General features: G+C 61.1%; 22 protein-coding genes. 17 read left to right on the top strand and 5 right to left on the bottom strand.

Annotated elements, in window-relative coordinates:
• The first annotated feature begins 43 nt into the window (after positions 1-43).
• The gene (locus AC0L16_RS23725; protein ID WP_473623601.1) at positions 44-1,615 is read left to right on the top strand and encodes a bifunctional 3-(3-hydroxy-phenyl)propionate/3-hydroxycinnamic acid hydroxylase; all 1,572 of its coding nucleotides are present in this window, start codon (positions 44-46) and stop codon (positions 1,613-1,615) included.
• Between the two features lie 72 nt (positions 1,616-1,687).
• Here AC0L16_RS23725 and AC0L16_RS23720 read toward each other — a convergent pair whose 3' ends face one another.
• A complete protein-coding gene (locus tag AC0L16_RS23720; protein WP_167366449.1) occupies positions 1,688-2,305 on the bottom strand; it encodes a TetR/AcrR family transcriptional regulator in 618 nt (205 codons plus the stop codon).
• Positions 2,306-2,362: 57 nt separating this feature from the next.
• Positions 2,363-2,719 (bottom strand): DoxX family protein, encoded by a 357-nt coding sequence (locus tag AC0L16_RS23715; RefSeq protein WP_240547091.1) that lies wholly within the window; start codon positions 2,717-2,719, stop codon positions 2,363-2,365.
• A gap of 274 nt (positions 2,720-2,993) precedes the next feature.
• Between AC0L16_RS23715 and AC0L16_RS23710 the strand changes: the two genes are divergently transcribed.
• The 7 genes from AC0L16_RS23710 to AC0L16_RS23680 all read left to right on the top strand — a co-directional run bounded on the left by AC0L16_RS23710 (position 2,994) and on the right by AC0L16_RS23680 (position 10,347).
• A complete protein-coding gene (locus AC0L16_RS23710) occupies positions 2,994-4,103 on the top strand; it encodes an alcohol dehydrogenase catalytic domain-containing protein (protein WP_473623599.1) in 1,110 nt (369 codons plus the stop codon).
• 99 nt (positions 4,104-4,202) lie between these two features.
• Entirely contained in the window at positions 4,203-5,225 is a 1,023-nt protein-coding gene (locus AC0L16_RS23705; RefSeq protein ID WP_473623598.1) for an amidohydrolase family protein, read from the top strand.
• 67 nt (positions 5,226-5,292) lie between these two features.
• Positions 5,293-5,964 (top strand): 4-carboxy-4-hydroxy-2-oxoadipate aldolase/oxaloacetate decarboxylase, encoded by a 672-nt coding sequence (locus tag AC0L16_RS23700; RefSeq protein WP_473623597.1) that lies wholly within the window; start codon positions 5,293-5,295, stop codon positions 5,962-5,964.
• Between the two features lie 270 nt (positions 5,965-6,234).
• On the top strand, positions 6,235-6,540 hold the full coding sequence (locus tag AC0L16_RS23695; RefSeq protein ID WP_473623596.1) for a hypothetical protein: 306 nt from the start codon (positions 6,235-6,237) through the stop codon (positions 6,538-6,540).
• A gap of 153 nt (positions 6,541-6,693) precedes the next feature.
• Positions 6,694-7,908 (top strand): glycosyltransferase family protein, encoded by a 1,215-nt coding sequence (locus AC0L16_RS23690; protein WP_473623595.1) that lies wholly within the window; start codon positions 6,694-6,696, stop codon positions 7,906-7,908.
• A 1-nt stretch (position 7,909) separates the two neighbouring features.
• Positions 7,910-9,154: a glycosyltransferase gene (locus AC0L16_RS23685; protein ID WP_473623594.1), complete on the top strand. Its 1,245-nt coding sequence runs from the start codon at positions 7,910-7,912 to the stop codon at positions 9,152-9,154.
• Complete coding sequence (locus AC0L16_RS23680) at positions 9,151-10,347, top strand: glycosyltransferase family protein (RefSeq protein WP_473623593.1); 1,197 nt, start codon at positions 9,151-9,153, stop codon at positions 10,345-10,347. The genes AC0L16_RS23685 and AC0L16_RS23680 overlap by 4 nt, the downstream gene beginning before the upstream one ends.
• An 85-nt stretch (positions 10,348-10,432) precedes the next feature.
• On the opposite strand, the gene AC0L16_RS23675 is transcribed toward AC0L16_RS23680, so the two are convergent.
• Positions 10,433-11,104: a methyltransferase domain-containing protein gene (locus AC0L16_RS23675; protein WP_473623641.1), complete on the bottom strand. Its 672-nt coding sequence runs from the start codon at positions 11,102-11,104 to the stop codon at positions 10,433-10,435.
• Between the two features lie 187 nt (positions 11,105-11,291).
• On the opposite strand from AC0L16_RS23675, the gene AC0L16_RS23670 reads away from it, so the two are divergent.
• The 4 genes from AC0L16_RS23670 to AC0L16_RS23655 all read left to right on the top strand — a co-directional run bounded on the left by AC0L16_RS23670 (position 11,292) and on the right by AC0L16_RS23655 (position 16,024).
• The gene (locus AC0L16_RS23670; protein ID WP_473623592.1) at positions 11,292-11,552 is read left to right on the top strand and encodes a hypothetical protein; all 261 of its coding nucleotides are present in this window, start codon (positions 11,292-11,294) and stop codon (positions 11,550-11,552) included.
• 17 nt (positions 11,553-11,569) lie between these two features.
• Complete coding sequence (locus tag AC0L16_RS23665; protein WP_473623591.1) at positions 11,570-14,284, top strand: ABC transporter transmembrane domain-containing protein; 2,715 nt, start codon at positions 11,570-11,572, stop codon at positions 14,282-14,284.
• A gap of 302 nt (positions 14,285-14,586) precedes the next feature.
• On the top strand, positions 14,587-15,036 hold the full coding sequence (locus AC0L16_RS23660; RefSeq protein ID WP_473623589.1) for a cyclic nucleotide-binding domain-containing protein: 450 nt from the start codon (positions 14,587-14,589) through the stop codon (positions 15,034-15,036).
• Positions 15,037-15,169: 133 nt separating this feature from the next.
• Positions 15,170-16,024, top strand: coding sequence for an MBL fold metallo-hydrolase (locus AC0L16_RS23655; RefSeq protein ID WP_473623588.1), 855 nt, complete (start codon positions 15,170-15,172; stop codon positions 16,022-16,024).
• 1 nt (position 16,025) lies between these two features.
• Here the strand turns inward: AC0L16_RS23655 and AC0L16_RS23650 are convergent, their stop codons facing one another.
• Together AC0L16_RS23650 and AC0L16_RS23645 are read right to left on the bottom strand one after the other, a co-directional pair.
• Complete coding sequence (locus tag AC0L16_RS23650) at positions 16,026-16,790, bottom strand: polysaccharide deacetylase family protein (protein ID WP_473623586.1); 765 nt, start codon at positions 16,788-16,790, stop codon at positions 16,026-16,028.
• Positions 16,787-17,875 carry a glycosyltransferase family 4 protein gene (locus AC0L16_RS23645; RefSeq protein WP_473623585.1) on the bottom strand — a complete coding sequence of 363 codons (1,089 nt, stop codon included), beginning with the start codon at positions 17,873-17,875 and terminating at the stop codon, positions 16,787-16,789. Before AC0L16_RS23645 ends, AC0L16_RS23650 begins: the two co-directional genes overlap by 4 nt.
• A gap of 74 nt (positions 17,876-17,949) precedes the next feature.
• Here AC0L16_RS23645 and AC0L16_RS23640 point away from each other — a divergent pair, with 74 nt between their 5' ends.
• The 5 genes from AC0L16_RS23640 to AC0L16_RS23620 all read left to right on the top strand — a co-directional run bounded on the left by AC0L16_RS23640 (position 17,950) and on the right by AC0L16_RS23620 (position 26,083).
• Positions 17,950-19,128 carry a DUF3095 domain-containing protein gene (locus tag AC0L16_RS23640; protein ID WP_473623584.1) on the top strand — a complete coding sequence of 393 codons (1,179 nt, stop codon included), beginning with the start codon at positions 17,950-17,952 and terminating at the stop codon, positions 19,126-19,128.
• Positions 19,129-19,238: 110 nt separating this feature from the next.
• The gene (locus AC0L16_RS23635) at positions 19,239-20,582 is read left to right on the top strand and encodes a nucleotide sugar dehydrogenase (protein ID WP_473623640.1); all 1,344 of its coding nucleotides are present in this window, start codon (positions 19,239-19,241) and stop codon (positions 20,580-20,582) included.
• 206 nt (positions 20,583-20,788) lie between these two features.
• Positions 20,789-22,129, top strand: a complete 1,341-nt coding sequence (locus tag AC0L16_RS23630; RefSeq protein WP_473623582.1) for an adenylate/guanylate cyclase domain-containing protein — start codon at positions 20,789-20,791, stop codon at positions 22,127-22,129.
• Positions 22,130-22,292: 163 nt separating this feature from the next.
• Positions 22,293-24,188, top strand: coding sequence for an ABC transporter ATP-binding protein (locus AC0L16_RS23625; RefSeq protein ID WP_473623581.1), 1,896 nt, complete (start codon positions 22,293-22,295; stop codon positions 24,186-24,188).
• Positions 24,185-26,083, top strand: coding sequence for an ABC transporter substrate-binding protein (locus AC0L16_RS23620; RefSeq protein WP_473623580.1), 1,899 nt, complete (start codon positions 24,185-24,187; stop codon positions 26,081-26,083). The genes AC0L16_RS23625 and AC0L16_RS23620 overlap by 4 nt, the downstream gene beginning before the upstream one ends.

The raw sequence follows: 26,083 nt of genomic DNA, 5'->3' as shown, positions 1-26,083 counted from the left end.
GCGGCAGGTCAACAGAGGACCGAAACCAACGAGGGTCTCAGTGATGACGCAAGATGAGGCGGACGTCATGGTGGTCGGGCTCGGCCCGGTCGGCATCACGTTGTGCAATCTTCTTGCGGCAGCAGGCGTCAGGGTGGAAGGCATAGACGCCGCTGACGACGTCTATGCACTGCCTCGCGCGATCGGCATGGACCACGAGGTGATGCGGATATTCCAGAACATCGGCGCGGCCGACGCCGTGGCCGCAGCGACGGGGCATTATCGCCCATCGGAATACAGGTCCGCCGACGGAACCCTGTTGCGCCGGTTCGAGTCCCCTGCCGAGCCCTACCCGCTTGCCTGGCCGCCATATCTGACTTTCCTTCAGCCGGATCTCGAAAGGGCTCTGCGCGCCAATGGCAAGAAGTTCCCCCACCTGACGCTGCGCACGGCAACGGAACTCGTCGGCCTTGAGAACCCCGATAGACCGATCCTGACCTTGCACGACAAGGCGAGCGGCGAGCGCACAAGGCGCGCGCCCCGCTATGTCATCGGTTGCGACGGCGCGAACAGCTTCACACGGCGCGGGCTCGGCGTCGCGCTGGAGGACCTCGACTTCGACGAACCCTGGCTCGTGGTGGACATGATACTGGAGGATCAGCACGCGCCATTGCCAGAGACCAACGTCCAGTTCTGCGATCCCGTGAGGCCGCATACGTACGTGTGTGGGCCTGACCAGCTACGCCGCTGGGAGTTCATGATCCTGCCGGATGAACATCCGGCGGAGATCAACCGCCCGGAACGTATCTGGCAATTGCTTTCGCCCTGGCTTCGGCCGGACCAGGCCAGGCTGTGGCGCTCGGCGACCTACAACTTCCACGCCCTTGTTGCGGAGCAGTGGCGCGTGGGCAGCGTCTTTCTAGCCGGCGATGCCTGCCACATGACCCCGCCTTTTCTCGCGCAGGGAATGGTGCAAGGCATCAAGGATGCAGCCAATCTTGCTTGGAAGCTGGCCCGTGCGATCGGCAGCGGATCGGAGCACCTCCTCGGCACCTACCAGGCCGAGCGCAGGCCGTTCATGCGCGAAGTCATCGACATCACCAAGCGGCTTGGACAGTTCATCTGCGAGCTGGATCCGGACAAGGCACAGGCGCGCGATGCCGAGATGGCCGCGGCCCTGCGCGCGGGCCAAGGTGTTCAGATCCGGCAGAACCTCTTTCCGCCCATCCGTCGTGGACTTGTCGCCAGCAACATCGATTGCTCGCCGAGCCCTGGCGCCGGTGAGCCATGTCCTCAACCCTGGATTATCGGGCCTTTCGGCCGGATGCGGCTCGACGATGCGTTGCCACCAGGATTCCAGCTTCTCATCGCCGGACACATGGACCCCTCGCCCACCCTCCTGGACAAGGCGCGGCAGGTGGGCATCGCCGTGCATCGCGTGGCGCAGGAGAAATCCTACCCTTCGCTGCTGGTGGAAGAGGACCGCGTTCTCGTCGACTGGCTGACCGCGAAGGGCGCGCGCGCCGCCCTGGTGCGGCCGGACCATGTGGTCTTCGGTACGGCCGCGGACGCGCGGGGGGCCGAGCAGCTCGTGTGTCAACTCCAGATGATGCTGGTGGCGGCACCCGACAAATGACGTGTGCTTGCGTCGTGCGCCTGGACGGCCTCGACTGCGAGCCGGGACTGGCCGGTGCGTATCGGAAGCGCCTTATTTGCGGGCTGGCTGCTTCATGTGGCGATAGAGGTGGGCCAAATGCATTGAGGTGAGCGTCGCCCGCACCATCTCGCCCGGTGAATCGTCCTTCATGAAGCTGGAGAGGCCGCCATAGATGAGTTCCAGAACGACGCCGCCCACATAGAGTGGTTCGATATCGGAACCGCCATAGGGAAAAAGCTTTGCGGACAGCAGCTTGCCCAGACCTTCCCACTGGTCCTTGAACAGGCGCAGATGCCGCTCTTCCAGTGTGTTGTCGCGGCGGGCGATACGCAACAGGTCGATGGCAAGCGTTCCCCAGCGCTTGTCCTTCGCTCGCTGGTTGGCCCAATCGCACATCGCATCGATGATCTTTTTCGGGTCGTCGTAGCCGTCGAGCAGGCCGGTGAGTTCGACCACGTCGCCACCGGCATGGCGCTCGAGCAGTTGAAGGAAGATGTCTTCCTTGTTCTCGAAGTTCGAATAGAAGGCGCCCTTCGAATAGCCGGCTTCTTCCGCGATACGTTCAATGGTCGCGCCGGAGTAACCATCGCGAGCCACGACATCGCTCGCCGACAGCAAAAGCTTCTCACGAGTCAGAGCCTGGCTCTGTTCGCGCGTCAGTCGCGCCATTCTCTATCCTTCCAAGCCATTCATCGGGATACCTTTGGTATCCGAATCGGCCGAAGGTTAGAAGGCCGAAACAATACAGGCAAGCGCCCAGAAAATCGGGTATTCGGGACCCATCAGCTGCCAGCGCCAACGCGGGCCATTGATGCGCACCACGGCATAGGCTGCGCCCAGCAAGACGGCCACGCCGCACGCCGCAGCCCATCGCGGATAGATGTCGAACACCATTCCAACGGCGGCAACAAACTCCAGCGCAACCGTCAGCACGATAAAGGGCTTTCCTGGCTTCAGCCCGGCGGCCTCGAACGTCTTTGTCGCCTTTTCGAAGTTCCTGATCTTTCCGATGAGATGCGGAATGAACCAGATCCCGCACAGAATGCGCAGGAGATCGATTGGCGTTAGCATGAACTCCGGCACTGATTCCTCCATGTAGAACGTCGATGGGACCGACCGCCCGGCCCGTCCTCCCGTTCTTGATTGACGTTTGGGGCGACGTTCTCTCAGCCAGCGGAGCGAAAGTGTTCGTCGCCAGCCCAACCGGCGCGGCGTTCGCCGGACATTTCCCCAAATGCTGTCGCCCGTGGAAAATGGCTCTTGCGTCACCCAATCCAGATACTGTACGGTATCCACAGTCTAGGAGGAATGTCAACGGAGGCATCTCCGCGATCCGGTAAATTGGGAGGAACAGACGATGACGATCATGATGCGGGCGGCACGGCTTCATGCCGTGAACGAGCCAATGCGTGTCGAGGAAGTGGCGAAGCCGATGGCATCCGGCACGGATGTGGTCGTCGAGGTCAAGGCCTGCGGGATGGTGCCCAATCTCGCGAACGTGCTCAACAACTGGGAGACCTGGTACCCGCATCAGCCGCTGCCGGCGAAGCCCGCGATCTTCGGCCTCGACCCTGCGGGTATCGTGCATCAGGTCGGCGAACAGGTCGTGGCGATCAAGCCGGGTGACCGCGTGTATGTGAACCCGCTGCGATCCTGCGGCGCATGTCATGCCTGCGTCAGCGGCCATCAGGCGAAGTGCGAATACTTCACCTTCAACGGCTATTTCGGCTTCAACAGGAACAGCCTGGAAATCTACAAGCGCTATCCTGAAGGCGGCTTCGCCCAGTTCATGCGCGCGCCCCAGAATGCGATCGTCAAGATCCCCGACAACATGACCTACCCACAGGCGGCCCGCATGGGTTACCTCGGCACGGCGTATTCCGCGCTCAAGAAGTTCGGCGTACCGGCCGGCAGATCGCTGATCATCAATGGCGCGACGGGCACGCTGGGTGTCGGCGCAACTCTCTTCGCGCTCGCCATGGGCGTCTCGACGATCTATGCGGTGGCACGTGGCAAACCCTTGCTCGAGCGGCTGAATCAGCTCGCCCCGAACCGGATCCAGACCTTCTCCAACGAGGACGGCAAGGTCGCCGACTGGGTCCGCTCGCAGACCGGCGGTCTCGGCGCCGACTTCATGCTCGACTGCCTCGGTGCGGTGGCCGACGTCAACGCCATGAAGGACGCGATGATGGGCGTCAAACGCGGCGGCCGCATCGTCAACATCGGCGGCACCGGCAGCGACATGCTGTTCAACACCAAATGGTGGATGGACAATTCGATGGAGCTTCTCGGCTCAGCCTGGCTGACCACGGCCGAGGGCATGGAGATCGCCGATATGGTCCGCTCCGGCGCGATCGATCTTTCGGTGCTGGAGGCGCGGACGTATCCGCTCGAGCAGATCAACGAGGCCATCAATGGCGTCGCCTCCGGTGACGGCGGCTTCACCAATTACGTGCTCGAACCGTAGGCGGGACATCCGGCGGACCTCACCGTCCGCCGCTTGCCGGAAACCGCGGAACGGCGCAGCGGATCGACGATGCGTCACCTTGTGCGTGAAGAGAACGAAATGATCATAGATTGCCACGGCCACTACACGAGCGAACCGCCCGGGCATCACGCCTTTCGCAAGACACAGGTCGAGTTCGTCGAAGGCAGGCGCGACGCCATGCCCGCCTATCCCGGCATCGCCGACGAAATGCTCAGGGCGACGATCGAGCAGAACCAATTGCGCCTGCAGCGCGAACGAGGCACGGACCTGACCATCCTGTCGCCGCGTGCTTCGGGCATGGGCCACCATATCGGCAGCGCAGAGAACAATGCCGAATGGTCGCGCATCTCCAACGATCTGATCGCCCGCATCGTCGACATGTTCCCGGCCAACTTCGCCGGCGTATGCCAGCTACCGCAATCGATGAGCGGCGACCTGAAGCCGGTGCTTGCCGAACTCGAACGCTGCGTCGTCGGACTCGGCTTCGTCGGCTGCAACCTTAACCCCGATCCGTCCGGTGGCTTCTGGTCGGCGCCGCCGATACACGATACATATTGGTATCCGCTCTTCGAAAAGATGGTCGAGCTGCAGGTGCCGGCCATGATCCACGTCTCCGGCTCGTGCAGTTCCTGCCTGCATACGACCGGCGCGCACTACATCAACGCGGACACCACGGTGTTCATGCAGCTGATCCAGGGCGACCTGTTCAGCGCGTTTCCCGGTCTCAAGCTGATCATTCCGCATGGCGGTGGTGCGGCGCCCTATCATTGGGGACGCTATCGCGGCCTGGCGATGATGTTGGACAGGCCCGGACTGGCCGAGCACCTGATGCGCAACGTCTTCTTCGACAGCTGCGTCTATCATCAGGCGGGCATCGACACGCTGTTCCGCGTCATTGGTCCGGCCAACATCCTGTTTGGGTCCGAATTGCTCGGAGCGGTCAAGGCCATCGATCCAGAAACCGGCTTCGCCTTCGACGATACGCGGCGCTACATCGACGCACTTTCGCTCGGTGAGGTCGAACGGCACGCCGTGTTCGAAGGCAATGTCCGAAAGGTCTATCCGAGGCTAGATGCGCGGCTGAAGGCGCAAGGGCGCTAGACCAGCCGATGAGCACTGTTCGGGTGCGGCGCCGGATGCCGCACCTCATCATTCCGGGAGAACACTTATGGGCAAAGTCGTCACCAAGACCGAGCGCACGCCGTTCGCGACCTGCGATGCTCTTGGCCAACTTGGCGTGGCCACGGTTCACGAGGCACAGGGGCGGACGGGCCTGCTCGCCGCGCGCCTGCGGCCCATCTATGATGGCGCCAGGATTGGCGGCAACGCGCTGACCTGTGAAGTCGCGCCAGGCGACAACTGGATGATCCACGTCGCGCTGGAACAGGCGCGGCCAGGCGACATCCTGGTCGTCACCCCGACCTCGCCTTGCGAGGACGGCTATTTCGGCGACCTGCTGGCCGAATCGGCCAAGGCCCAAGGCATCAGGGGCCTCATCATCGATGCTGGCGTGCGCGATATCTCGACCCTGCGCTCCATGGCCTTCCCGGTCTGGTCGAAGGCGATCAGCGCACAAGGGACGGTCAAGGAGACGCTCGGCAACGTCCAGGTGCCGATCGTCTGCGCCGGCGCCCACATCCGGCCGGGCGACGTCATCGTGGCCGATGATGACGGCGTATGCGTGGTGCCGCGCGAAACCGCGGGAAGGGTTCTTGAAACCGCCCGCAGGCGCGAGGCGATGGAAGAGGAAAAGCGCAGTCTTTACGCCGCCGGCAAGCTCAGTCTCGATGTCAATGACATGCGCGAGCGCTTGCGGCGCAAAGGCCTCGTCTACGAATAGGTAACCGCATAGCAGGTTCGCCGCCCGCAAGGAAAAACTAGATCCCGCGGGCACGCTCGATCACGCGTGCGCCAAGTCCATTTCAGGACACCGCCGGCCTCGCGCATTGCTGCGCAAGGCCAACGACTGCCTTAGAATGAACGGCGCTACTGCAGTTAGAATGGCATCGCAAACTGGAGCCAGGCGCTCTCCCCTTCGGCGCGTTTCCTGCTATCAAAGTCCCGCTGGCACTTCAGCACCTGGCCGTTCTCTAAATGTGAGGAAAGGCGGGTGGCGCTCTACCGCGACCACCTTTCCCCACACTCCTTTGAAGCCGTTGGGGAAGGCATTCTCGCCCAGAAGCGCGTGTTCAATTTCGATTTGATCGGCTTTGCAAGGAGCTTACATTACCAGTTCACAAGGCCTTGTAAGCAAAAGGCGTCCCGAAAGGCGCCTCTTAATAGCTTGATTCCCTTGAGAGAGCTTGGAGCGGTGAAGCGATTCGAACGCTCGACCCCAACCTTGGAAATGTCAATTTCTGCCAACACCGCCCCGTCCGAAGTGATGCAGGTTCTTCTGGACCATCGTGGCAGCTGAGCAGACGCAGCTTCCTGGCTTCTGCATATGGACCCTCTTGGGTAATTGATAATTGCGCCGTCATGTTCCAAAACAGGTCGGTGGACCCGCGAGGATAGTTTCGTGCGGGGTCGTCCACGGTCCTCAGGCGAGAATTCCAAAAGACGTTCAACAATGACCCAGCACGTACAAAATGCTCGAATTCTCATGTACAGCCACGACACGTTCGGGCTCGGCCACTTGCAGCGCTGCCGGACGATCGCGCATTCGCTGGTCGAGGATTTCCGCGGACTTCAGGTGCTTATCATTTCGGGTGCGACTATCGCTGGCGCCTTCGACTACCGCGCCCGTGTCGACTTCGTGAAGATCCCCAGCGTCATCAAGTTGCGCAACGGCGAATACACCTCGCTGGAAAAGGATATCGATCTGCATGAGACGCTAAGGATGCGCCAGTCGATCATCCGCCACACAGCCGAGACCTTCCGGCCGGATATCTTCATCGTCGACAAGGAACCACTTGGCCTGCGCGGTGAGATCGAGGACACGCTGTCCTACCTCAAGACGCGGGGCACCACGCTCGTGCTTGGCCTGCGCGAGGTGATGGACGCCCCGCATCTGCTCGAAGCAGAGTGGGCACACAGGGATGTGATGCGCAAAATAGGCCTGTTCTACGACAAGGTCTGGGTCTATGGTCCGCCGGATTTCTACGATCCGTTGACCGGCCTGGATGTGCCGCCAGCTATCAGAGCAAAGATGAAGTTCGTCGGTTTCCTGCAACGGAGCCTGCAGAAGAACGAGTTGCCCGGCCACCGGCCCGAGGGCGACTATATCCTTGTTACCACCGGTGGCGGCGGTGACGGCGCCGACCTGATCCACAGCGTCATCGATGCCTATCAGCAGGATCCGCAATTGCAGCATAGGGCGCTGATCGTGCTTGGGCCTTACATGCCGGCGCGCAAGCGCAACAAGCTGCTCAAGAAGGGGGCCAAGATCCCCTATATCAAGATCATCGAGTTCGACAACCGTATGGAAGATCTGATTGCCGGCGCCAAGGCGGTAGTGGCGATGGGCGGTTACAACACCTATTGCGAGATACTGTCTTTCGACAAGCCGGCGCTGATCGTGCCGCGCGTCGAGCCCCGCGAGGAACAACTGATCCGAGCACGGCGCGCAGCCGAACTCGGCCTCATCGAGATGCTTTTGCCGGAAGAAGCCGAGGATTCCCAGCGGTTTGCCGATGCACTGGAGGTGCTGCCGGACCGGCCCGGCCCATCGCAGAGCCATCCGCATCTGACGCTGGAAGGGCTGCCTCACATTTCCGAAATCGTCTCGGAACTGCTCGACCGGCGGGGCGGCCATCACCTTTCGGTCATTGAAGGCATGATCTGAGTTGCAACATCGCAAGATCGTCGTGGTTCTCAAGGGCTATCCGCGGCTGTCGGAAACCTTCATCGCGCAGGAACTGCTCGGTCTGGAGCGCGCGGGGTTCGACCTGATACTCTTCGCGCTCAGGCGGCCGACCGAGGCAAAACGCCACCCCGTGCATGACGAGATCAAAGCGCCCGTCCATTATCTGCCGGAATATCTGCATGAAGAGCCGCTGCGCGTGGCTCGCTCGCTGTTTGCTTATCTGCTGCGGCCGGGCTTTTGGCGCGCGCTCGGATCGCTGGCCACCGATATCCGCCGCGACTTTACGCGAAATCGCGTGCGCCGCTTCGGGCAAGCGCTCGTGCTGGCGGCCGAATGGCCGGAAGACGCGGGCTGGCTGCACGCACATTTCGCCCACACACCGGCATCGGTGACGCGTTATGCCAGCCAGCTTCGTGGCCTGCCCTGGAGCTGCTCGGCCCATGCCAAGGACATCTGGACTTCGGCGGACTGGGATCTGGCTGGCAAGCTTTCCTCTGCCCGCTGGACGGTCACTTGCACGAAAACCGGCTTCGACCGTCTGAAAAAACTCGCTAACGGCAATGCGTCTGTGCATCTGAGCTATCATGGGCTCGACCTCGATCGCTTCGGCAGTTTCGGCGAGGCGCGAAAACAGCATGACGGCTTGGCGCCGGACGAACCGGTTGTCATTCTGAGTGTCGGGCGCGCCGTTGAAAAGAAAGGTTACGACACCTTGCTGGAGGCCCTTGCCCTCTTGCCTGGTGATTTGGCGTGGCGTTTCGAGCATATCGGCGGCGGCGAGGACCTGGAACGGTTCAAGGCGCTGGCGCAAAAGCTCGGCCTGGATGGTCGCGTCTCTTGGAAAGGCGCGCTTGCGCAGGAGGAGGTGCTTGAGCACTACCGCTGTGCCGACATCTTCGCCCTTGCCTGCAGGATCGCCGCAAATGGCGACCGGGACGGTCTGCCGAATGTTCTGGTGGAGGCGGCTAGCCAGCGGCTTGCCTGCGTGTCGACCGATATTTCCGGCGTGCCGGAGCTTCTATCGCCGGATGAAACCGGGCTGCTGGTTCCGACGGAAGACCCAATTGCCCTGGCGCAGGCGCTGGAGCGCCTGATCCGTGATCCCGTGCTGCGCGCCCGCCTCGGCGACGCCGCAGAGCGGCGCGTGCGCGGCAATTTCGATCATATGGCAAGCATTGGACAGCTCAAAGAACTGTTCGAGCGGGAGTGGCGGGCCGCCGAATGAAGCGGCTGCGCGCTTTCTTCTATGTCCAGCACCTGCTCGGTATCGGCCATCTCGCGCGCGCCAGCCGCATTGCGGCGGCTCTGGTCGATGACGGGTTTGACGTAACAGTCGTGACCGGTGGAGCGCCGATCGCGGGGTTTCCGGGAGTGGGTGTAAAATCTGTAACCCTGCCACCTGTCACCTCCGGTGATGAAGGATTTTCTGGACTTGTCGACCTGCAGGGCAAACCCATCGACGATGATTTCAAGAAATGGCGTTCAGAGATGCTGCTGCAGGCGTTCCGGGATTGCAGGCCTGATATCGTCATTGTCGAGGCGTTTCCATTTGGACGCCGGCAGATGCGTTTCGAACTCCTGCCGCTGATCGAGGCCATCGACGCAACGACGCCCAGACCGCTGCTGGCGACGTCCGTCCGTGATATCCTTCAGGAGCGCGTCAAGCCGGGCCGAAACGAGGAAACGGTCGATCTGATCAACAGGCATTTCGACCTTGTCATGGTCCACGGCGATCCGGCTTTCGCAACCCTCGACAAGACATTTCCACTGGCTGGGGCGATCAAGGCCGAGGTCACCTACACAGGGCTCGTTGCCGCGCCGCCATCGCCCGCGGCCTCCGAGCGCTTCGACGTCCTGGTGTCGGTTGGCGGCGGGGCTGCCGGAAAGAGCCTTGTCAGTTCCACCATCGCAGCGGCGCGGAATGCCAACAACGCTTGGAAATGGTGTTTGATCACCGGCCCAAACCTGCCGAAGGACGAGTTTGACGCGATCGCACGCGATGCCTCGCCGGTCATATCCATCTTCCGGTTCCGCGAGGATTTCGCCAGCCTGCTGACCGGCGCCCGCCTGTCAGTCTCGCAGGCGGGTTACAACACGGTCTGCGATGTCCTGCGCGCGGGTTGTCGCTCTCTGCTCGTTCCATTTGCAGCCGGCGGGGAAACCGAACAGACGGTTCGCACCCTGATGCTCGAAAAACTCGGTCTTGCAACGGTGCTGATGGAGAAGGACCTAACGCCTGAAGGTTTGGCGCAAGCGATCGAACAGGCGCTTGCGGGACCGATGCCAGCCGCGCATCGTCTCGATCTGGAAGGCGCGCGTCGCTCGGCGCAAATTCTGCGCCAGCGGTATCGAACATGGTCCCTTAAAGTGGGGCCCGGTTTCGGAAAAGTTCAAGATCAAACGGACGATAGATGCTGACGCGCGTCGCGTCTGGCGAGATTCGTGCGACGCGCTTCAACTCCTCGTTTTATGCATGTCGTTGTCCCAAACCGGGCGAAATGCATCAAACAGTTCCAATCAGCATGAAGCGCGTATAATTTTTTGTCGGCAGTTCGCCGGAGAACCGCACCTCCCGTAGCGCCGCCATTGCTTCGAAGGCTGCAAGTGAAGCCACGCAGTTGATGTGCGTCGGCTCGCTGAAATAATCGTTCGATTGCAGCAGTACAGTCGTGCCCCGCGGAAGCAGAGCAAGCCAGGCGCGCAGATCGGCTATGTGTTCGCAGCTCGTATTGACCATCAGGTCGGGCCGCCCGGCCGCATAGTCGAGTGCGTACATATCTGCCGTCAGCGCCCGGAACCGGTCGCCGGCTTCCCGGTTGAGGGTCCGGGCGACCGGCGCGACTTCGGGATCGATGTCGATGCTATCGACCGCCGCGATGTCGAAGCGGGCGTCGTTGAAAAGCATTGCCGGCAATACGCCGTACCATCCACCCAGAACCCATATGCGCCCGAACCGGCCGCCGCAGCTTTCAAACAGCCTGTCCAGCGCCCACATCTTGCAGGCTACCTGCTTGTGGTTGAAGGCGTTGGCGATATCGGCCTTCGGATGCTTGGTGATGACGCGGGCCAGCCCTGCCACCAGAGGGCAGTTGACATAGGCAGCAATTCCCCGCGTGAGGTCAAAGGCTTGCTCGTGCCAGTCCAGGCCGGCATTGCGTGGTTGCGTGACATCCATCATATTCGTCTTGTATGTTGGGATTTCGGGCGACACAACGCAATCTTGCCTCCCGGAAGGCTGTTGATTCGCGGACGTGATTATGCTGCAAGCCGCTTCGCCTTTGCCCGGTGCCGGAGAGAGCCTGTTGCATCTGTCCGGACCATCGGCATCCATCCGCCAGCACCAGCCGCGCAGCTGCGGCCTCGTGCTGCTCGGCTATTCGCCAAAACACTACGGAAGCCGCGAACCGTTTGGCCAGCTGCTTTCTTCGCTGATTAGCAATGCCCATGTCGTTGTCATCGACCATGCGCCGGAACTGGATCGCGCCGCCTCGCAGGTTCCTTCCATCGTTGAGCGCAGGACAATCTCCGTGAGTTGCAGCTTCGAGCTTGTCGTTGGCGACGAAGAAATTGCCGATACGCCATTCGCCAGCAGGTGCTTTTACATCCTGCATCCTTCCAACTGAAGGGTCCACAGCCGCATATGGAACCCAGCATAGCCCGCTATATCTGGACGCACACCAAGAAGCAGCAGCTCTGGATATTGATGATCGTCGTGCTTTCGATGATCCCGTATTTCATGTCCTTCGATCTGCCGAAGCTGATCATCAACGGCCCGATCCAAGGTAGCGGCTTCGAGCAACCGGGCGCGACCCAGCCATTCATGAGGCTACACTATAACCTGCCGTTCATCGGAGAGGTCCAGTTCTTCTCCGGTTTTCAGCTCGACCGCAAGGCGACGCTGTTTGCCCTGAGCCTTGTGTTCCTCTTGCTGGTCGTCATCAACGGCCTGTTCAAACTCTACATCAACACCTACAAGGGCCGCCTCGGCGAACGCATGCTGCGGCGTATCCGCTTCGATCTGGTCGATCGTGTGCTGCGGTTTCCGCCGTTTTACTTCAAGCGGGTGAAATCCGCCGAAGTGGCGACCATGGTGAAGGATGAGGTGGAGCCGCTGGGCGGCTTCATCGGCGATGCCTTCGTGCAGCCGGTGCTGCTCGGCGGCCAGGCGCTGACGGCCATGCTGTTCATCGTGGTTCAGAATTTCTGGCTCGGAATGATAGCGGCCGGGATCGTGGCGATCCAGATCGTGCTCATCCCGCGAATGCGGCGGCGGCTGATCGTGCTCGGGCGCGAACGGCAGTTGACGGCGCGCGCGCTTTCGGGCCGGGTTGGCGAAATCGTCGACGGCATCGGCGCGGTTCACGTCCACGACACATCAAACTACGAGCGCGCCGACATAGCTGCCCGGCTCGGGCTCATCTTTAAGATCCGCTTCGATCTTTACCAATGGAAATTCATGGTGAAGTTCCTCAACAATTTTCTCGCGCAGGTCACGCCCTTTCTGTTCTACATGATCGGCGGGTATCTGGTCATCCAGGGGCGGCTGGACGTCGGTCAGCTCGTGGCCGTGATCGGCGCCTACAAGGACCTGCCCGGACCGATGAAGGAACTGATCGACTGGGATCAGGCGCGGCAGGATATCCAGGTCAAATATCAGCAGGTCGTTGAACAATTCACCGTCGATCGGCTCATTGCGCCGAGAATCGGGGTATTGACGATCGACGATCCCGATCCGATGACCAAACCACTGTCGGCGATCGGTCTGTCGATAGCGGATGATGGCGGTGCAATGCTCCTCGACCGTATCTCCCTCCAGATCAAGCCGGGTGAGACGGTAGCGCTGGTCAGTACCGCAACAGGTGGAGCCGAGGCGCTTGCAGAAGCCTTCGCGCGGCTGAACTGGCCGGACAGCGGAAAGGTCGCTTCGGGCGCCGACGACTTGCTTGAACTCCCCGAAGCAGTGACCGGCCGGCGCATGTCCTATGCCTCGTCGGATGTTTTCCTGTTCCAGGCAAGCCTACGCGATAACCTGCTCTACGGGTTGAAGCATGCGCCGCTGACATCGGTGCCTTATGACAGTGCTGCAGCAGACCAGCACCGCTGGAACATCCACGAGGCGCGCCTGTCGGGCAATCCGGATCTTGATATCCACAGCGACTGGATCAACTATGCTTCCGCTGGCGCTACCGGCCCGCACGATCTCTTTGAAGCCGTGCGCCGGGTACTCGACGCGGTTGTTCTGTCGCGCGACATTCTGGATCTTGGCTTGCGCTCTTCGGCCGACCTCACGCGTCACACCGAGCTTGCCAAGCGGATCGTCGAACTGCGTGCGGCGCTGCGAACCCGGCTGGAACACGAAGGGCTAAGCGAACTGGTGGTTCCTTTCGAACCGGGCTCCTACAACAAGGAAGCAACGATCGGCCAAAACCTACTCTTCGGCGCTGCCGCCGGCCCCGAACTGGCCGACAGGGCGCTGGCGGCCAATCCCTATTTTGCTTCTGTGCTGAGGCAAGCCGGCCTCGACCGCACGCTCTACGAAATGGGCATGGAGATCGCCGAACAGGCGATCGAGCTGTTTGCCGACCTGCCGCCCGATCACCAGTTCTTCCAGCAGCTCGCCTTCATGAGCGCCGAGGAGATACCGACCTACGAAACCTTGCTGCAACGGCTCAAGAACCGTCCCCACGAGGCGGTTTCGGAGAACGACCGCGCCATGATCGTCACCTTGAGCTTTGCCTATATCGAGCCCCGGCACCGCTTCGGCCTGCTGAGCGACGAGCTGATGAGCAAGATCGTCGCTGCACGCAACCTGTTCTATGAAAACCTGCCGCCCGAGCTGCAAAATGCGATCGAACGGTATGATCCTGCCAAATACATTGCCGCGGCCACCGTCATGGATAATGTTCTGTTCGGGCGTGTGGGCAACAACCATCCCGACGCGCCGGACCGCATACGCTCCATCGTCTATGACATTCTTGACGAACTGGGGCTTTATGCCGAACTTCTGGATGTCGGCCTGGACTTCAACGTCGGCTCCGGCGGCAGGCGGCTGACCGGTGGACAGCGACAGAAGCTCGATGTTGCCCGGGCCCTGCTCAAGCGTCCTGATTTTCTCATTCTCAACCGGCCGCTGTCGGCGCTCGACCAGCGCATGCAGGATAAGGTGCTGCGGAACGTGCTCGAGGAAGCCAGGCGCGACGGCCATTCGCCGGCAATCGTGTGGGTCGTGACGAATCCGGCGATGGGGATGATGTTCGATCGCGTTATCGTCTTCAACTCGGGAAAATTGGTGGAAGACGGAACACCCGAGACACTTTTGGCAGGGAACGGTATCTTCAAGGGACTGTTGTCATAAAGCGACGGACATTCAGATGGGATCATTCTGCCGGTGGGAATTTACTGCAAGGTCGAGGGATGCGGCGAAGGGCGTAGCCAGGCCACATCCGCGCCGACCCGAAGGCGTTTGCCGCAAATTCACCCGGCTCTTCGGGTTTCCGGTTGGCGGACGCCATTTCCAGGCGGCATCGCCCGATCGCACGACATCGGGCTCGCCACCTTTCGCGCGGTTCGTCTCGCCATCCCGGAAACAGGATCCATTCCATCTGGGCGTCCGTTGCTCTAGTCTGGCAAACGCGAATTTTGGGAAGGTTTGCGACAATGCTGCTCAAGGATGAAGTTGCAATGCTGCAACGCGTTCCCTTGTTCTCTGCCATCGACCCGACAAAGCTCAAGCTGCTTGCGTTCACATCCGATCGTGTGAGCTACAGCGCCGGCCAGATCCTTTTCCGACAGGGCGACGAGGGAGACGCCGCCTATGTCATCCTTTCAGGCAGGGCGGATATTCTGGTCGATTCCGACAGCGGACCGATAAAAGTTGCCGAACTGGAGCCAAATTCGATTGTTGGCGAGATCGCCATATTGTGCAACAGCTCTCGCACCGCCACCGTCAGAGCGGTAAGTCCGCTGGAAGCCTTGAGGATCCGCAAGGATCATTTCCTGAGGCTTATGAGGGAGTTCCCGGAAATGACCATCGAGATATTGCGGGTTCTTGCCGATCGCCTAAGCCATACGACCGCGGATCTGATCGACGCACGAAGCGCCAAATAACGGATGACGTGCGCCCGATCCTCGCCGTCGCGATGGCACTGGCCTCTTGCTGAGAAGGTCACCCGGAGAAAACCTGTCTCGCCTAGCAGCAGTTGTTTGGCTACGATGGGCGACGGGGACTGGGAAGGCTAGCATGGACTACGAAGTTTTCCTGGTCAGGTTTTGGGGCGTGCGCGGCAGCATTCCGGTATCGGGGCCAGAATTCTCTCGCTATGGCGGCAACACGATCTGCATTGAGATGCGATGCGGTAAACATACGCTTCTATTCGACGCGGGCTCTGGCCTACGGCCTGCCGGCGGGGCGCTTCAGGCGTCGGGCGTGACCGATTTCGACCTGCTTTTCACCCATTGCCATTATGATCACATCATCGGGCTGCCGTTTTTTGCGCCGATCTATGACCGGAGCGTCAAGCTTGCGCTTTGGTCCGGGCATCTTGCAGGACGCATGACGACCCGGCAGATGGTCGATGAGTTCATGCGGCCGCCGTGGTTTCCGGTGAAACTGGAGATCTGCAAGGCAAGCCTCGACTGCCGCGATTTCGTATCCGGCGACGTGCTTCGCCCGCGCGAAGGGGTGGTGGTCCGAACCGGCAGTCTTATCCATCCGGGCGGCTGCATAGGCTACCGGGTCGAATGGGGCGGCCGGGTCGTGGCGGTGATCACAGACACTGAGCACGAGCCGGACAAACTCGATCAGGCGGTGCTCGGCCTGATCGAAGATGCCGACCTCGTCATTTACGATTGCACCTACACCGAGCAGGAAATGGAACGCCGCCGCGGTAATGGGCACTCGACGTGGCAACAGGGCGTCAAGCTCTGTGAGGCGGCCGGTGCGCGGGGGCTTGCGCTGTTTCACCACGATCCGACACGCACCGACGAGGAACTGGACGAGATCGAGCGACTGGCCAAAGACAGGTTTGCCGGCGCTTTTGCCGCGCGGGATGGCCAGACGCTCAAATTTCCAGTCTCATCGCGCAAAAAGCGCTGAGCTATTTTCCTCTACCGGCGCTGCGCCGGATCAATGTCCTGATCGGAAGCCATGCGCAGGCTTCAGTCTGTGCGGTGACTGTGAACAGCCGTTCGAGGAAGAGCCAGGCCGATTCATCATGTACGAGATGGTGGGTGAGCAGGCCGACCGGTTCGCAGGCGTCGAATGCATGCTGCAATTGCGCGATGATAGCCTGAACCAATAGGCCGTGATCGCGGCAGCCGCGCGTGCCGTGCCAATCCATGATGTCGACATTGCTGTTGATGACCGTCAGTGGAGCAGGCTTCGGCGGCCCATAGACTGACAACGCCGCAAATCCTATCGATCTAAGGTCGGATACCAAGCCGGCGTCGATCCTGTTCCAGGGTGGCACCAGCATCGGAACGGCACGTGCGCCGTGCAGGCCGGTTACGTGCGACAGCCCGCGAGCCAGATCATCGAGCACCGCCTCGCGTGGCCGGTGCGCGCCGAGCTCCTGCTTTTTCTGGTGCTCGGGCGCATGATTTCGGTGCGCCCAGCCATGGATGGCGACCGTGGCATGCGGCGCCTCGTCAAGCCGGGCGACAAGCTTCTCATCCGTCAGGGCCGGAATGACGGCCAGAGTGACCGGAACCGCGAATTCACCGGTCAGGTCGAGCAGCCGATCAAGCAAAGGCGTCGGATCCACGGCGTCATCGTCGCGCAGCCAAAACTCTGCCTTGCGGCCCGCCCGTTGCCGGCACGCCAGTTCTTCCACCAAGGGCTGCCAGATCGGATCGGATGTCATGAAACCGGGATCTTCGCAAGAAGTTCGGCCAGACGCCCCGATGCAACACCGAGGGAGCGTTCTTCGAGGATGAAACGTCTGGCTTCCGCGGCCATGATGGTTCTTTCGTCGTTACGGGCCAGAAGCCTTTCAATGGCAGAAGCGAACGCCGCCACATCGCCCGGCGGGGTGAGAAACCCGGTCTGGCCATCCCGCACGACCTCCGGCACGCCGGCGATGTCCTGAGCCACCACCGGAAGGCCGGCGGCCTGTGCTTCAAGATAGGCAACGCCATAGGCCTCGCCGTAACCCGGCCAGACGTAAATTCCCCCACTGTAGAGGACATCCGGCACGGCGGCTGGCTCAATCGCGCCAAGCCATTCGATACGGTCGGCGGGCAAGCCGGCGAATTGCGCTTTGACCTCGTCACGGGCAGGCCCATCCCCGACGACCGACATGGTCCAGGGCAGGTGGCCGATCGGACCGAGCGCCTGCGCCAGCATGCGATAGCTTTCGACTTTGTCGCCCGGGCGCATCATGGCGACGGTAACGAGGCGCGTCGGACAACCCCGTGCCGGCGTTTCCCGGAATACCGATGTGTCGATGAAGGGTGAAAGCATACCGAGAGCGGCGTCGGGAATCGCATCTGTCAGTCCCTGACGATCCCTTTGCGTGAAGCAGATGTTCAGCGCTGCCTGCTCGACGGCTCGTGCCACCAACGCTTGCGTGTCGGCCCACAAGCCGGCGTTGCGCCGCCTCGAATAGGAGGCCTCCGCCGTCACACAGGGGATAGCAAAGGCCGACGCCAGCTCGGGTCCGATCAGGTCGGGCGCCTTGTAATAGGGATGATAGGAGAACCAGAGATCGGGCTTGCCGTTACGATCCCAAAGCTTTGTCAGCCGCGCGGCTTCCTCTCGGGCCTCGATCTTGAGCGCATCGAAACTTTTCGACTCCGGTTCGCGTAGATAGAAGCGCAATTCGGATGCCAGTTCGACGCTATGCCCTCCATGCTCCAGCGCCTTGACCAGCGTCCGTGCCATCTGGCGGTCGCCGGAGGCAACGGGATGATTGGGCGACTTCAGCGGCGCATAGAAGGCAATTCGCATCGCCGGACCCTATCATCGGAAAGCCTGCGCAAGTCAATTTCGAAGCATGATCGACTTTACCTTCAAGCAGTGGAATGTGGTATCTGATGCTCATGGAAATAGCTACCGCGTCCGATCCGTTTGTCGCTTCTTTGCCGGTCTTCGCAAAGTTCGAAAGCGTTGCCGATATCGATAACTATCGGCCTCTCCCGGATGGCTGGGCGCTGGCCACCGCCGACATCGTTGGCTCGACCAAGGCGATCGAGGCTGGGCGCTATAAAACCGTCAATATGGCCGGCGCCAGCGTCATCTCGGCGCTGCTCAATGCGCTGGGTCGGCAAGATCTTCCCTTTGTCTTCGGCGGCGACGGCGCGCTCGTGGCGTTTCCCGGCTCGGCGCTGGAGATCACCCGCAACGCGCTGGCGGCTGTTCAGAGATGGGTGGCGGACGAACTGGACCTGACCTTGCGTGCCGCAATCGTGCCGATAAAGGATATAAGAGCGCAAGGCCTCGACGTTCGCGTGGCGAGGTTCCGGGCCTCCGAAGCGGTCTTCTATGCCATGTTCGCCGGTGGTGGCGGCAGTTGGGCGGAAGCCGAGATGAAGGCGGGGCGCTACCGCATCGATCCTGCGCCAGCCGGCACACGGCCGGATCTGACCGGCCTCTCCTGCCGCTGGAACCCGATCGACGCCCGGCATGGCGAAATCGTCTCGATCATAGCCATACCGGGGCCGTCGCGCGACTTGCGCGGTTTTCAGTTTCTGGCTTCCGACATCATCGCCCTTGCCGGGGGGCAGGAACGCGAAGGCCACCCGTTGCCGGTGAACGGGCCGGCCTACAGTTTTTCGCCCGCCGGCATCGATATCGAGGCGCGGGCCATGGCGCCGGCAGGTTGGCGGTGGCTGTCGAAGCTGTGGATAGTGTTCCAGCTGATGCTTACGGCTGTCACCGATAGATATGGCTGGACGATCGGCAGCTTCGATCCGAAGATCTACAAACGCGACGTGGCCAGCAATTCGGATTTCCGGAAGTTCGACGACGGCTTGAAGATGACTATCGACGTTGACGCGGATGTGTTGCAACGGATCGAGAACCGGCTGAAACAGGCGGAAGAGGCGGGCATCTGCAACTATGGCCTGCACCGCCAGAAATCGGCCTTGATGACATGCCTCGTCGCCTCGCCGCTGCAGCGCGATCACGTTCATTTCATCGATGGCGCTGCCGGCGGCTATGCGATGGCCGCCGCAAGCCTGAAGGCGAAGGTGCCGGTCTGACGACAGCTTGCGGAAATCGATTTTCCGCAATATGCCTCGGGGTTCTTGGGAACCAGGTGAGCCTCGCCATGGGCGCGGACGGCCTGTCCGAATTGACGGAAAGCAGATTTTTGGACGCCTCACGATCGACATATGACCGTCTTCTGAACCGGATTTCGACGCGCGCCGCGCAAGTCGGCGTGATCGGACTGGGCTATGTCGGCTTGCCGCTGGCGGTTGCGATCGCACGCGCCGGCTTCCCGGTTTCCGGCTTCGACATCGAAGCCCAGAAGGTCGAGAGCCTGAACAACGGCCAATCCTACATTGAGGCGGTGACGTCGACAGCCCTTGCCGGCCAGGTGGCGAGCGGACGGTTCCGCGGCACTGCGGATTTTGCCGAACTCGCCATCTGCGATGTCATCATTATCTGCGTTCCGACACCGCTGACGAAAAACCGTGAGCCCGACCTCTCCTTTGTCAGGAACACGGCAGGCACCGTCGCGAAGCATCTGCGTCTCGGCCAGCTGATCGTGCTGGAATCGACCACCTATCCCGGCACCACCGACGACGTGATCAAGCCCATACTGGAAGAAACCGGCTTGCAGTCGAGGATAGACTTCTTCCTCGGCTTCTCGCCCGAACGCGAGGATCCCGGCAACCGCAGCTTTGAAGTCGCGACGATCCCCAAGGTCGTGGCAGGCGACGGCATTGAAGCGGCGACACTCGTGCAGGCTTTTTACCAGGGCGTGGTCAAGACCGTCGTTCCGGTTTCCACCACGGCGACCGCCGAGGCGGTCAAGCTGACGGAAAACATCTTCCGCTCGGTCAACATAGCCCTGGTCAACGAGTTGAAGGTCGTGCTCGGTGCGATGGGCATCGACATCTGGGAGGTGATCGAGGCGGCAAAGAGCAAGCCCTTCGGCTACATGCCTTTTTATCCTGGCCCCGGACTTGGCGGGCACTGCGTTCCGATCGATCCCTTTTACCTGACGTGGAAGGCGCGCGAATACGAAATGCCGACCCGCTTCATCGAGTTGGCGGCAGAGATCAACACAGCCATGCCGCGTCATGTGGTCGATGAACTGGCGAAGGCGCTGGACCGGCGCTGCGGCAAGGCGCTCAGCCGCTCGCGCATACTCATCATCGGGCTCGCCTATAAGAAGAATGTGCCCGACATCCGCGAAAGCCCCTCATTGCGGCTCATTGAACTCATCGAGGAATGGGGCGGCAAGGCGGAATTCCACGATCCGCATGTTACCGAGATCCCGACCACACGGGAGCATATGGCGATCAAGGGGCGGCGCTCGGTCGAATTGACCGAGGCGGCATTGAAGGATTTCGATGCTGTCGTCGTTGCAACCGACCACGACGCGATCGACTATCAGGCGATCGCTGATCACGCTCTTCTGATCGTCGACACACGCAATGTGTTTGGCCGCCTCGGGCTAGCCCGAGAGACGGTGGTGAAGGCCTGACGGCGTCTGAGCCCGCGAATTTTCTGCCTGATGTCAGGATCGTGATTGCACTCCGCCGGCAGCCTCGCCACATAATGCCCCTTCGCCGGCTTTTGCCGCCGAAGCCGGCTTCATTGACTTCGAGGGTCTTTTCTCTGGGTCGTTAGCGGACCGTGTTGTGGCGGATCAAAGGAGAATGGCTCGTCTTCGACGGGTCTTGAGATAGCATGAGCACAGCGCAAGCAGAAATTTCCACCATTCTCATGGATAAGGTTGCCGATTGGCTGACCCAATCGGCGCTGGCGGGCGACGCCCTGGAAACATTGGTAAGGGGCTTTTGTGAACGGCTGGCTGCTGCCGGCCTGCCGCTGAAGCGGGTGCATTTGAGCTTTTCGATGCTTCACCCGCTTTATGACGCGCTTGGCTTCACCTGGATTCGCGGCCAGGGCATGGAAGTGGAAGGCTTCCGCAAACAGGACGGCGTTCATTCTGACAGATTCCTGACCAGCCCATACTACCATCTGCTCAGCAACAAGCTCGACCATTTGCGGCGCCGGCTCGACCCCTCGGTGCCGTCGGAATTTCCTGTTTTCGATGACTTCAGGCTTATGGGCGTGACCGATTACATGGCTTTCGTCCATCCCTTCAACGGCAATACCAGTCAGGGCATGATGGGGTCCTGGTCCACCGACAGTGCTTCAGGCTTCAGCGACAGCATGATTTCAGCGCTGCTGCGCATCCAGAACCATCTCGCTATCGCAACCAAGATGGCGGTGCTCACCAAACTGGCCGACAATATGATGACCACATATCTCGGCGGCGACGCCGGCAGGCGCGTGCTGGACGGCCAGATCAAGCGCGGCGAGGGCGACACAATCCGGGCCGCACTGGTCATGGCCGATATGCGCGGGTCGACAAGGCTTGCCGAAACTTCCGGCCGCGAAATCTACATCGATACGCTGAACCAGTTTTTCGATGCCATTGCTGCACCTTTCAATCGCAGAGGCGGGCAGATCATGAGTTTCCTGGGGGATGGCTTCATTGCCGTCTACCCTTGCGAAAGGCACCGCTCGCAGTCCGAGATCGCCTGCCAGGCTGCTCTTGCGGCAGCGCACAAGGCCACCGCGCGCATGATGGATCTCAATCTGCGCAGAAGGGAGCAGGGGTTGGCCGACATAAACTTTGGCATCGGCCTGCATGTCGGCAATGTGATGTTCGGCAATGTCGGGCTTACCGACCGGCTCACATTCTCTGTCTTCGGCTCGGCTGTAAACGAGGTCCAGCGCCTCCAAACCCTGACCAAGAAATTTCCGCACAGCGTTCTCGCCAGCAAAGACTTCGCCAGCTATTGCGGCGCCAACAGCTGGCTGACGCTCGGCAACGAGGAACTGGCGGGCATCAAGCAGAAGCTGACGGTGCTTTCACCCGATCTGTCGGGTGCTCTCGCACTCGATGAAGACGGTGCGTTGGAGCCGATTTACGACCGAATATCCGACGCCGAGCAGGTTATGCTGCTTCATCGCGATGCAGCGCGGCTGTCGGCGGGCGACCCGAGGAAGCTCCAGTAACCGCCACGATCTGATCCGAACGCCTTGGTATGCAGTCCGGTCGCCGGTTCCGCCAGGGAACTGGCGACCGATTCGAATCCAAGTTGCTCTGGGCTGCCAATGCGTTAGTCTCGCTTTCTGGGCCTGCCGCCCGGCAGGCTGCCAGAGTGGGGCTGGTGTGAGAATGAATTCGGGTGTTGATCTGCTGCGGATCGAGGATGTTGGCATCTCTTTTGCCATTGTCGGGGGACCGTTGCATGCCGTCAGGCGTGCAAATCTTCGCGTCCTGCCCGGCAAGGTTACTGCGCTTGTCGGCGAGTCCGGTTCCGGAAAATCGGTTCTCAGCCAGGCAGTGATGGGCATTTTGCCGAACACAGCCCGTGTTCGCGGCCGTATCCTGTTTTCGGATCCTGAAAAGCCCGGCACGACGCAGGATATCCTGCAGATGCCGCGTGACGGACCCGAAATCCGGGCGTTGAGAGGCAGCCGCATCGGCAAGATCTTTCAGGAGCCGATGACATCACTGTCGCCGCTGCACACGGTCGGCAATCAGGTCAGCGAATCCCTGCAGATTCATACGCCCATGGCTCGGGCGGAGCGCAAGGCGCGGGCCGAGGACATGCTCGACCTTGTCGGCTTTCCCAACCCCAAGCGCGCCTATGACATGTATCCGTTTGAACTTTCGGGAGGATTGCGTCAACGCGCCATGATCGCCATGGCGCTGATCTGCCGGCCCGCCCTGTTGATCGCCGACGAGCCGACAACGGCGTTGGACGTCACCATCCAGGCGCAAATCCTGCAATTGCTGCGCGGGCTTCAGGCCAAGCTGAACATGGCGATGCTGCTGATCACGCACGACCTTGGCGTGGTCGCCAATGTCGCCGACGAGGTGGTGGTCATGTACCATGGCGAGATCATGGAAGCGGGACCTGTCGAGGCGATATTCCGCCGGCCGGGCCACCCTTACCTGAAGGGCCTGATGGCAGCCGTTCCGCATTTCGACCTGAAGCCTGGCGAAAGGCTAAAGGCGCTCCGCGAGGTGCCGGTGAATGTCGGGAACCTGCTCGGCAAGCAGACGGCGCCGGCATCGAAGGGCCCGGACGACATCCTGCTGTCGGTCAGGGATCTGACAAAGACCTTCACCATCCGCAAGTCCGGATGGTTCGGCGGAGATCATCAAACCTCTGTTCGCGCCGTGGACGGCGTGAGCTTCGATATCAGGCGGGGTGAGTGCCTGGGTCTTGTCGGCGAAAGCGGCTCCGGCAAAACCACCGTCAGCAAGATCCTCATGCGGGCTGTCACCCCTAGCGGCGGCTCTGTGATCTTCAACGGCCGCGATGGGCCGATCGACGTCTTGGAAGCCGAGGGAGACGCCCTGCGCATGCTGCGCGCGAAAATCCAGATGGTCTTCCAGGACCCGGTTTCGTCGCTTTCACCTCGCATGACGGTGGAGAACATCTTGAGCGAGCCGCTGGAAATCCATCAACGTGGCAATGCCGCGTCCCGACTCGCCACGGTCAAGAGCCTGATGCAGGCAATCGGGCTCGATCCGCGCTTCATAAAGCGTTATCCGCACAGTTTCTCCGGCGGGCAGCGTCAGCGTATCGGCATCGCGCGCGCGTTGGCGCTGGGGCCTGAACTCCTGATCTGCGACGAGCCGGTTTCGGCACTCGATGTCTCTGTCCAGGCGCAGATCCTGAACCTTCTGAAGGACCTGCAGAAGGAACTGGGCCTGACCTACCTGTTCATATCCCACAACCTGGCGGTGGTGGACTACATGGCAGACCGCATCGCGGTGATGTGCGGCGGGCGTATCGTCGAGCTCGCGCCGCGCGAAATTCTGCTTAGGAAACCGGTCCACCCCTACACGCGCTCACTGGTCGCCGCAGTACCTTTCCCCGATCTCGACAGGCCAATGGATTTCAAGACGCTGAAGCTCGACAGCGCTTCCGACACCAGCACATGGGGACCGCAATTCCGCGACGAGGGCGACGAGGATATGCTGTCGCCGCTCGAACTTGGCGGCGGCCACCTCGTGCTGGCCCGGCGTACGGCCGATGTCAGCGAGTTACGCCATTGATCAGCCGGCGCACCGTCCTCGGACTTATGGCTTCGGCATTTCTGCCGGGCACGTCGCGCGCCGGCGATCTGGAGCCGGAATTTCTTCAGCCCAAGCTGAAGGCCAAGGCGCTGCCGGCACTCGCCGAACGCTTGCCCAAGAGCCCGCGCGCGTTGAACCTCGCCGCGATGGGCCGGCAGCCCGGCCAGTATGGCGGCACGCTGCGCACGATCATCGGCAGCCAGAAAGATATCCGGATGATGACGATCTACGGGTATGCTCGCTTAGTCGGCTATGACGAAAAGCTCAACTTGCAAGCCGACATTCTCGAACGTTTCGACGTAGCGGATGATCGCGTCTTCACTTTCAAGATTCGGGAAGGCCATAAATGGTCTGACGGTAGCCTGCTGACGCCGGAGGATTTTCGCTATTGCTGGGAAGATGTCTGGCTGAACGATGAGCTTTCGCAAGGCGGGCTTGCCCCGGCCCTGCTGGCGGACGGCAAGCCGCCACGCTTCGAGATCGTCGATCCGTCGACGATCCGCTATAGTTGGGATGCGCCCAATCCCGACTTCCTGCCCAAGCTCGCTGCTGCTTCGCCGCTATCGCTTGTTCTGCCGGCCGCCTATCTCAAGCAGTTTCACAAGAAATACCAGGATCCATTCCGGCTCGCCGGCCTAATGAAGGAGAACCGGGCCAAGAAATGGACGCTCCTGCATATCCGCATGTCGCGGCAGTATCGCCCGGAGAACCCGGAACTGCCGACGCTCGATCCCTGGCGGAACCGGACCAAGCCGCCGGCCGAGCAATTCGTCTTCGAGCGCAACCCGTTCTTTCATCGAATAGACGAGAATGGCCGGCAACTGCCCTATGTTGACCGGATTGTAATGAACGTCAGCTCGCCGGCGATCATTTCCGCTAAGACCGGTGCGGGCGAGAGCGACCTGCAAAGCATGGGAATTGACTTCACCGACTACTCCTTCCTGAAGGATGCGGAGAAGCGCTACCCGGTGAAGGTGCATCTCTGGAAACGCACGCAGGGTTCGCGGCTGGCGCTGCTGCCCAATCTGAATTGTGCCGACCAGGTGTGGCGTGGCCTTCTTCGTGACGTGCGCGTGCGCCGCGCCCTTTCGCTCGCTGTGGATAGGCGCGAGATCAATTTGGCCGTGTTCTACGGACTGGCGCAGGAAAGTGCCGATACGGTCCTGCCGGAGAGCCCGCTCTACCGGCCGGAATTCGCGAAAGCCTGGATCGCCCATGATCCGGACCAGGCCAATGCCCTGCTCGACGAGGTCGGGCTTCAGACGCGTGACGATGACGGCCTGCGGATACTTCCCGATGGACGCCCTGCGCAGATCATAGTGGAAACGGCCGGCGAAAGCACGCTCGAAACCGACGCGCTCGAACTCATCACCGATCACTGGCGCAAGATCGGGATCGCCCTGTTCATCCGGACTTCGCAGCGCGATATCTTCCGCAGCCGCGCGCTTGGCGGCCAGATCATCATGTCGATGTGGTCGGGCATCGACAATGGCGTGCCGACCGCCGACATGAACCCGTACCAGCTGGCCCCCACCATCGACGACCAGCTGCAATGGCCGCTCTGGGGTGCTTACTACTTGTCTCATGGCAAGGTCGGTGAGGCGCCCGATCTTCCGCCTGTGGTCGAGCTGATGGCTTTGCTCAAGCGCTGGAACGCATCGACCGAAGCCACGGAGCGCGCCGAAATCTGGAATTCAATGCTGTCGATCTACACCGATCAGGTGTTTTCGATCGGCACCGTGAACGGAACCCATCAGCCGGTTCTGGCGTCCTCGCGGCTGCGCAATCTGCCTGACAAGGCGCTCTACGGCTACGACCCGACCGCCTATTTCGGTGTCTACATGCCGGATACATTCTGGCTTGGAGAGTCCTGA

The sequence above is a fragment of the Mesorhizobium sp. WSM4848 genome (assembly GCF_055811375.1).
The sequence above is the reverse complement of the archived record's forward strand: the minus strand, read 5'-3'. Positions and strand labels throughout refer to the sequence as shown.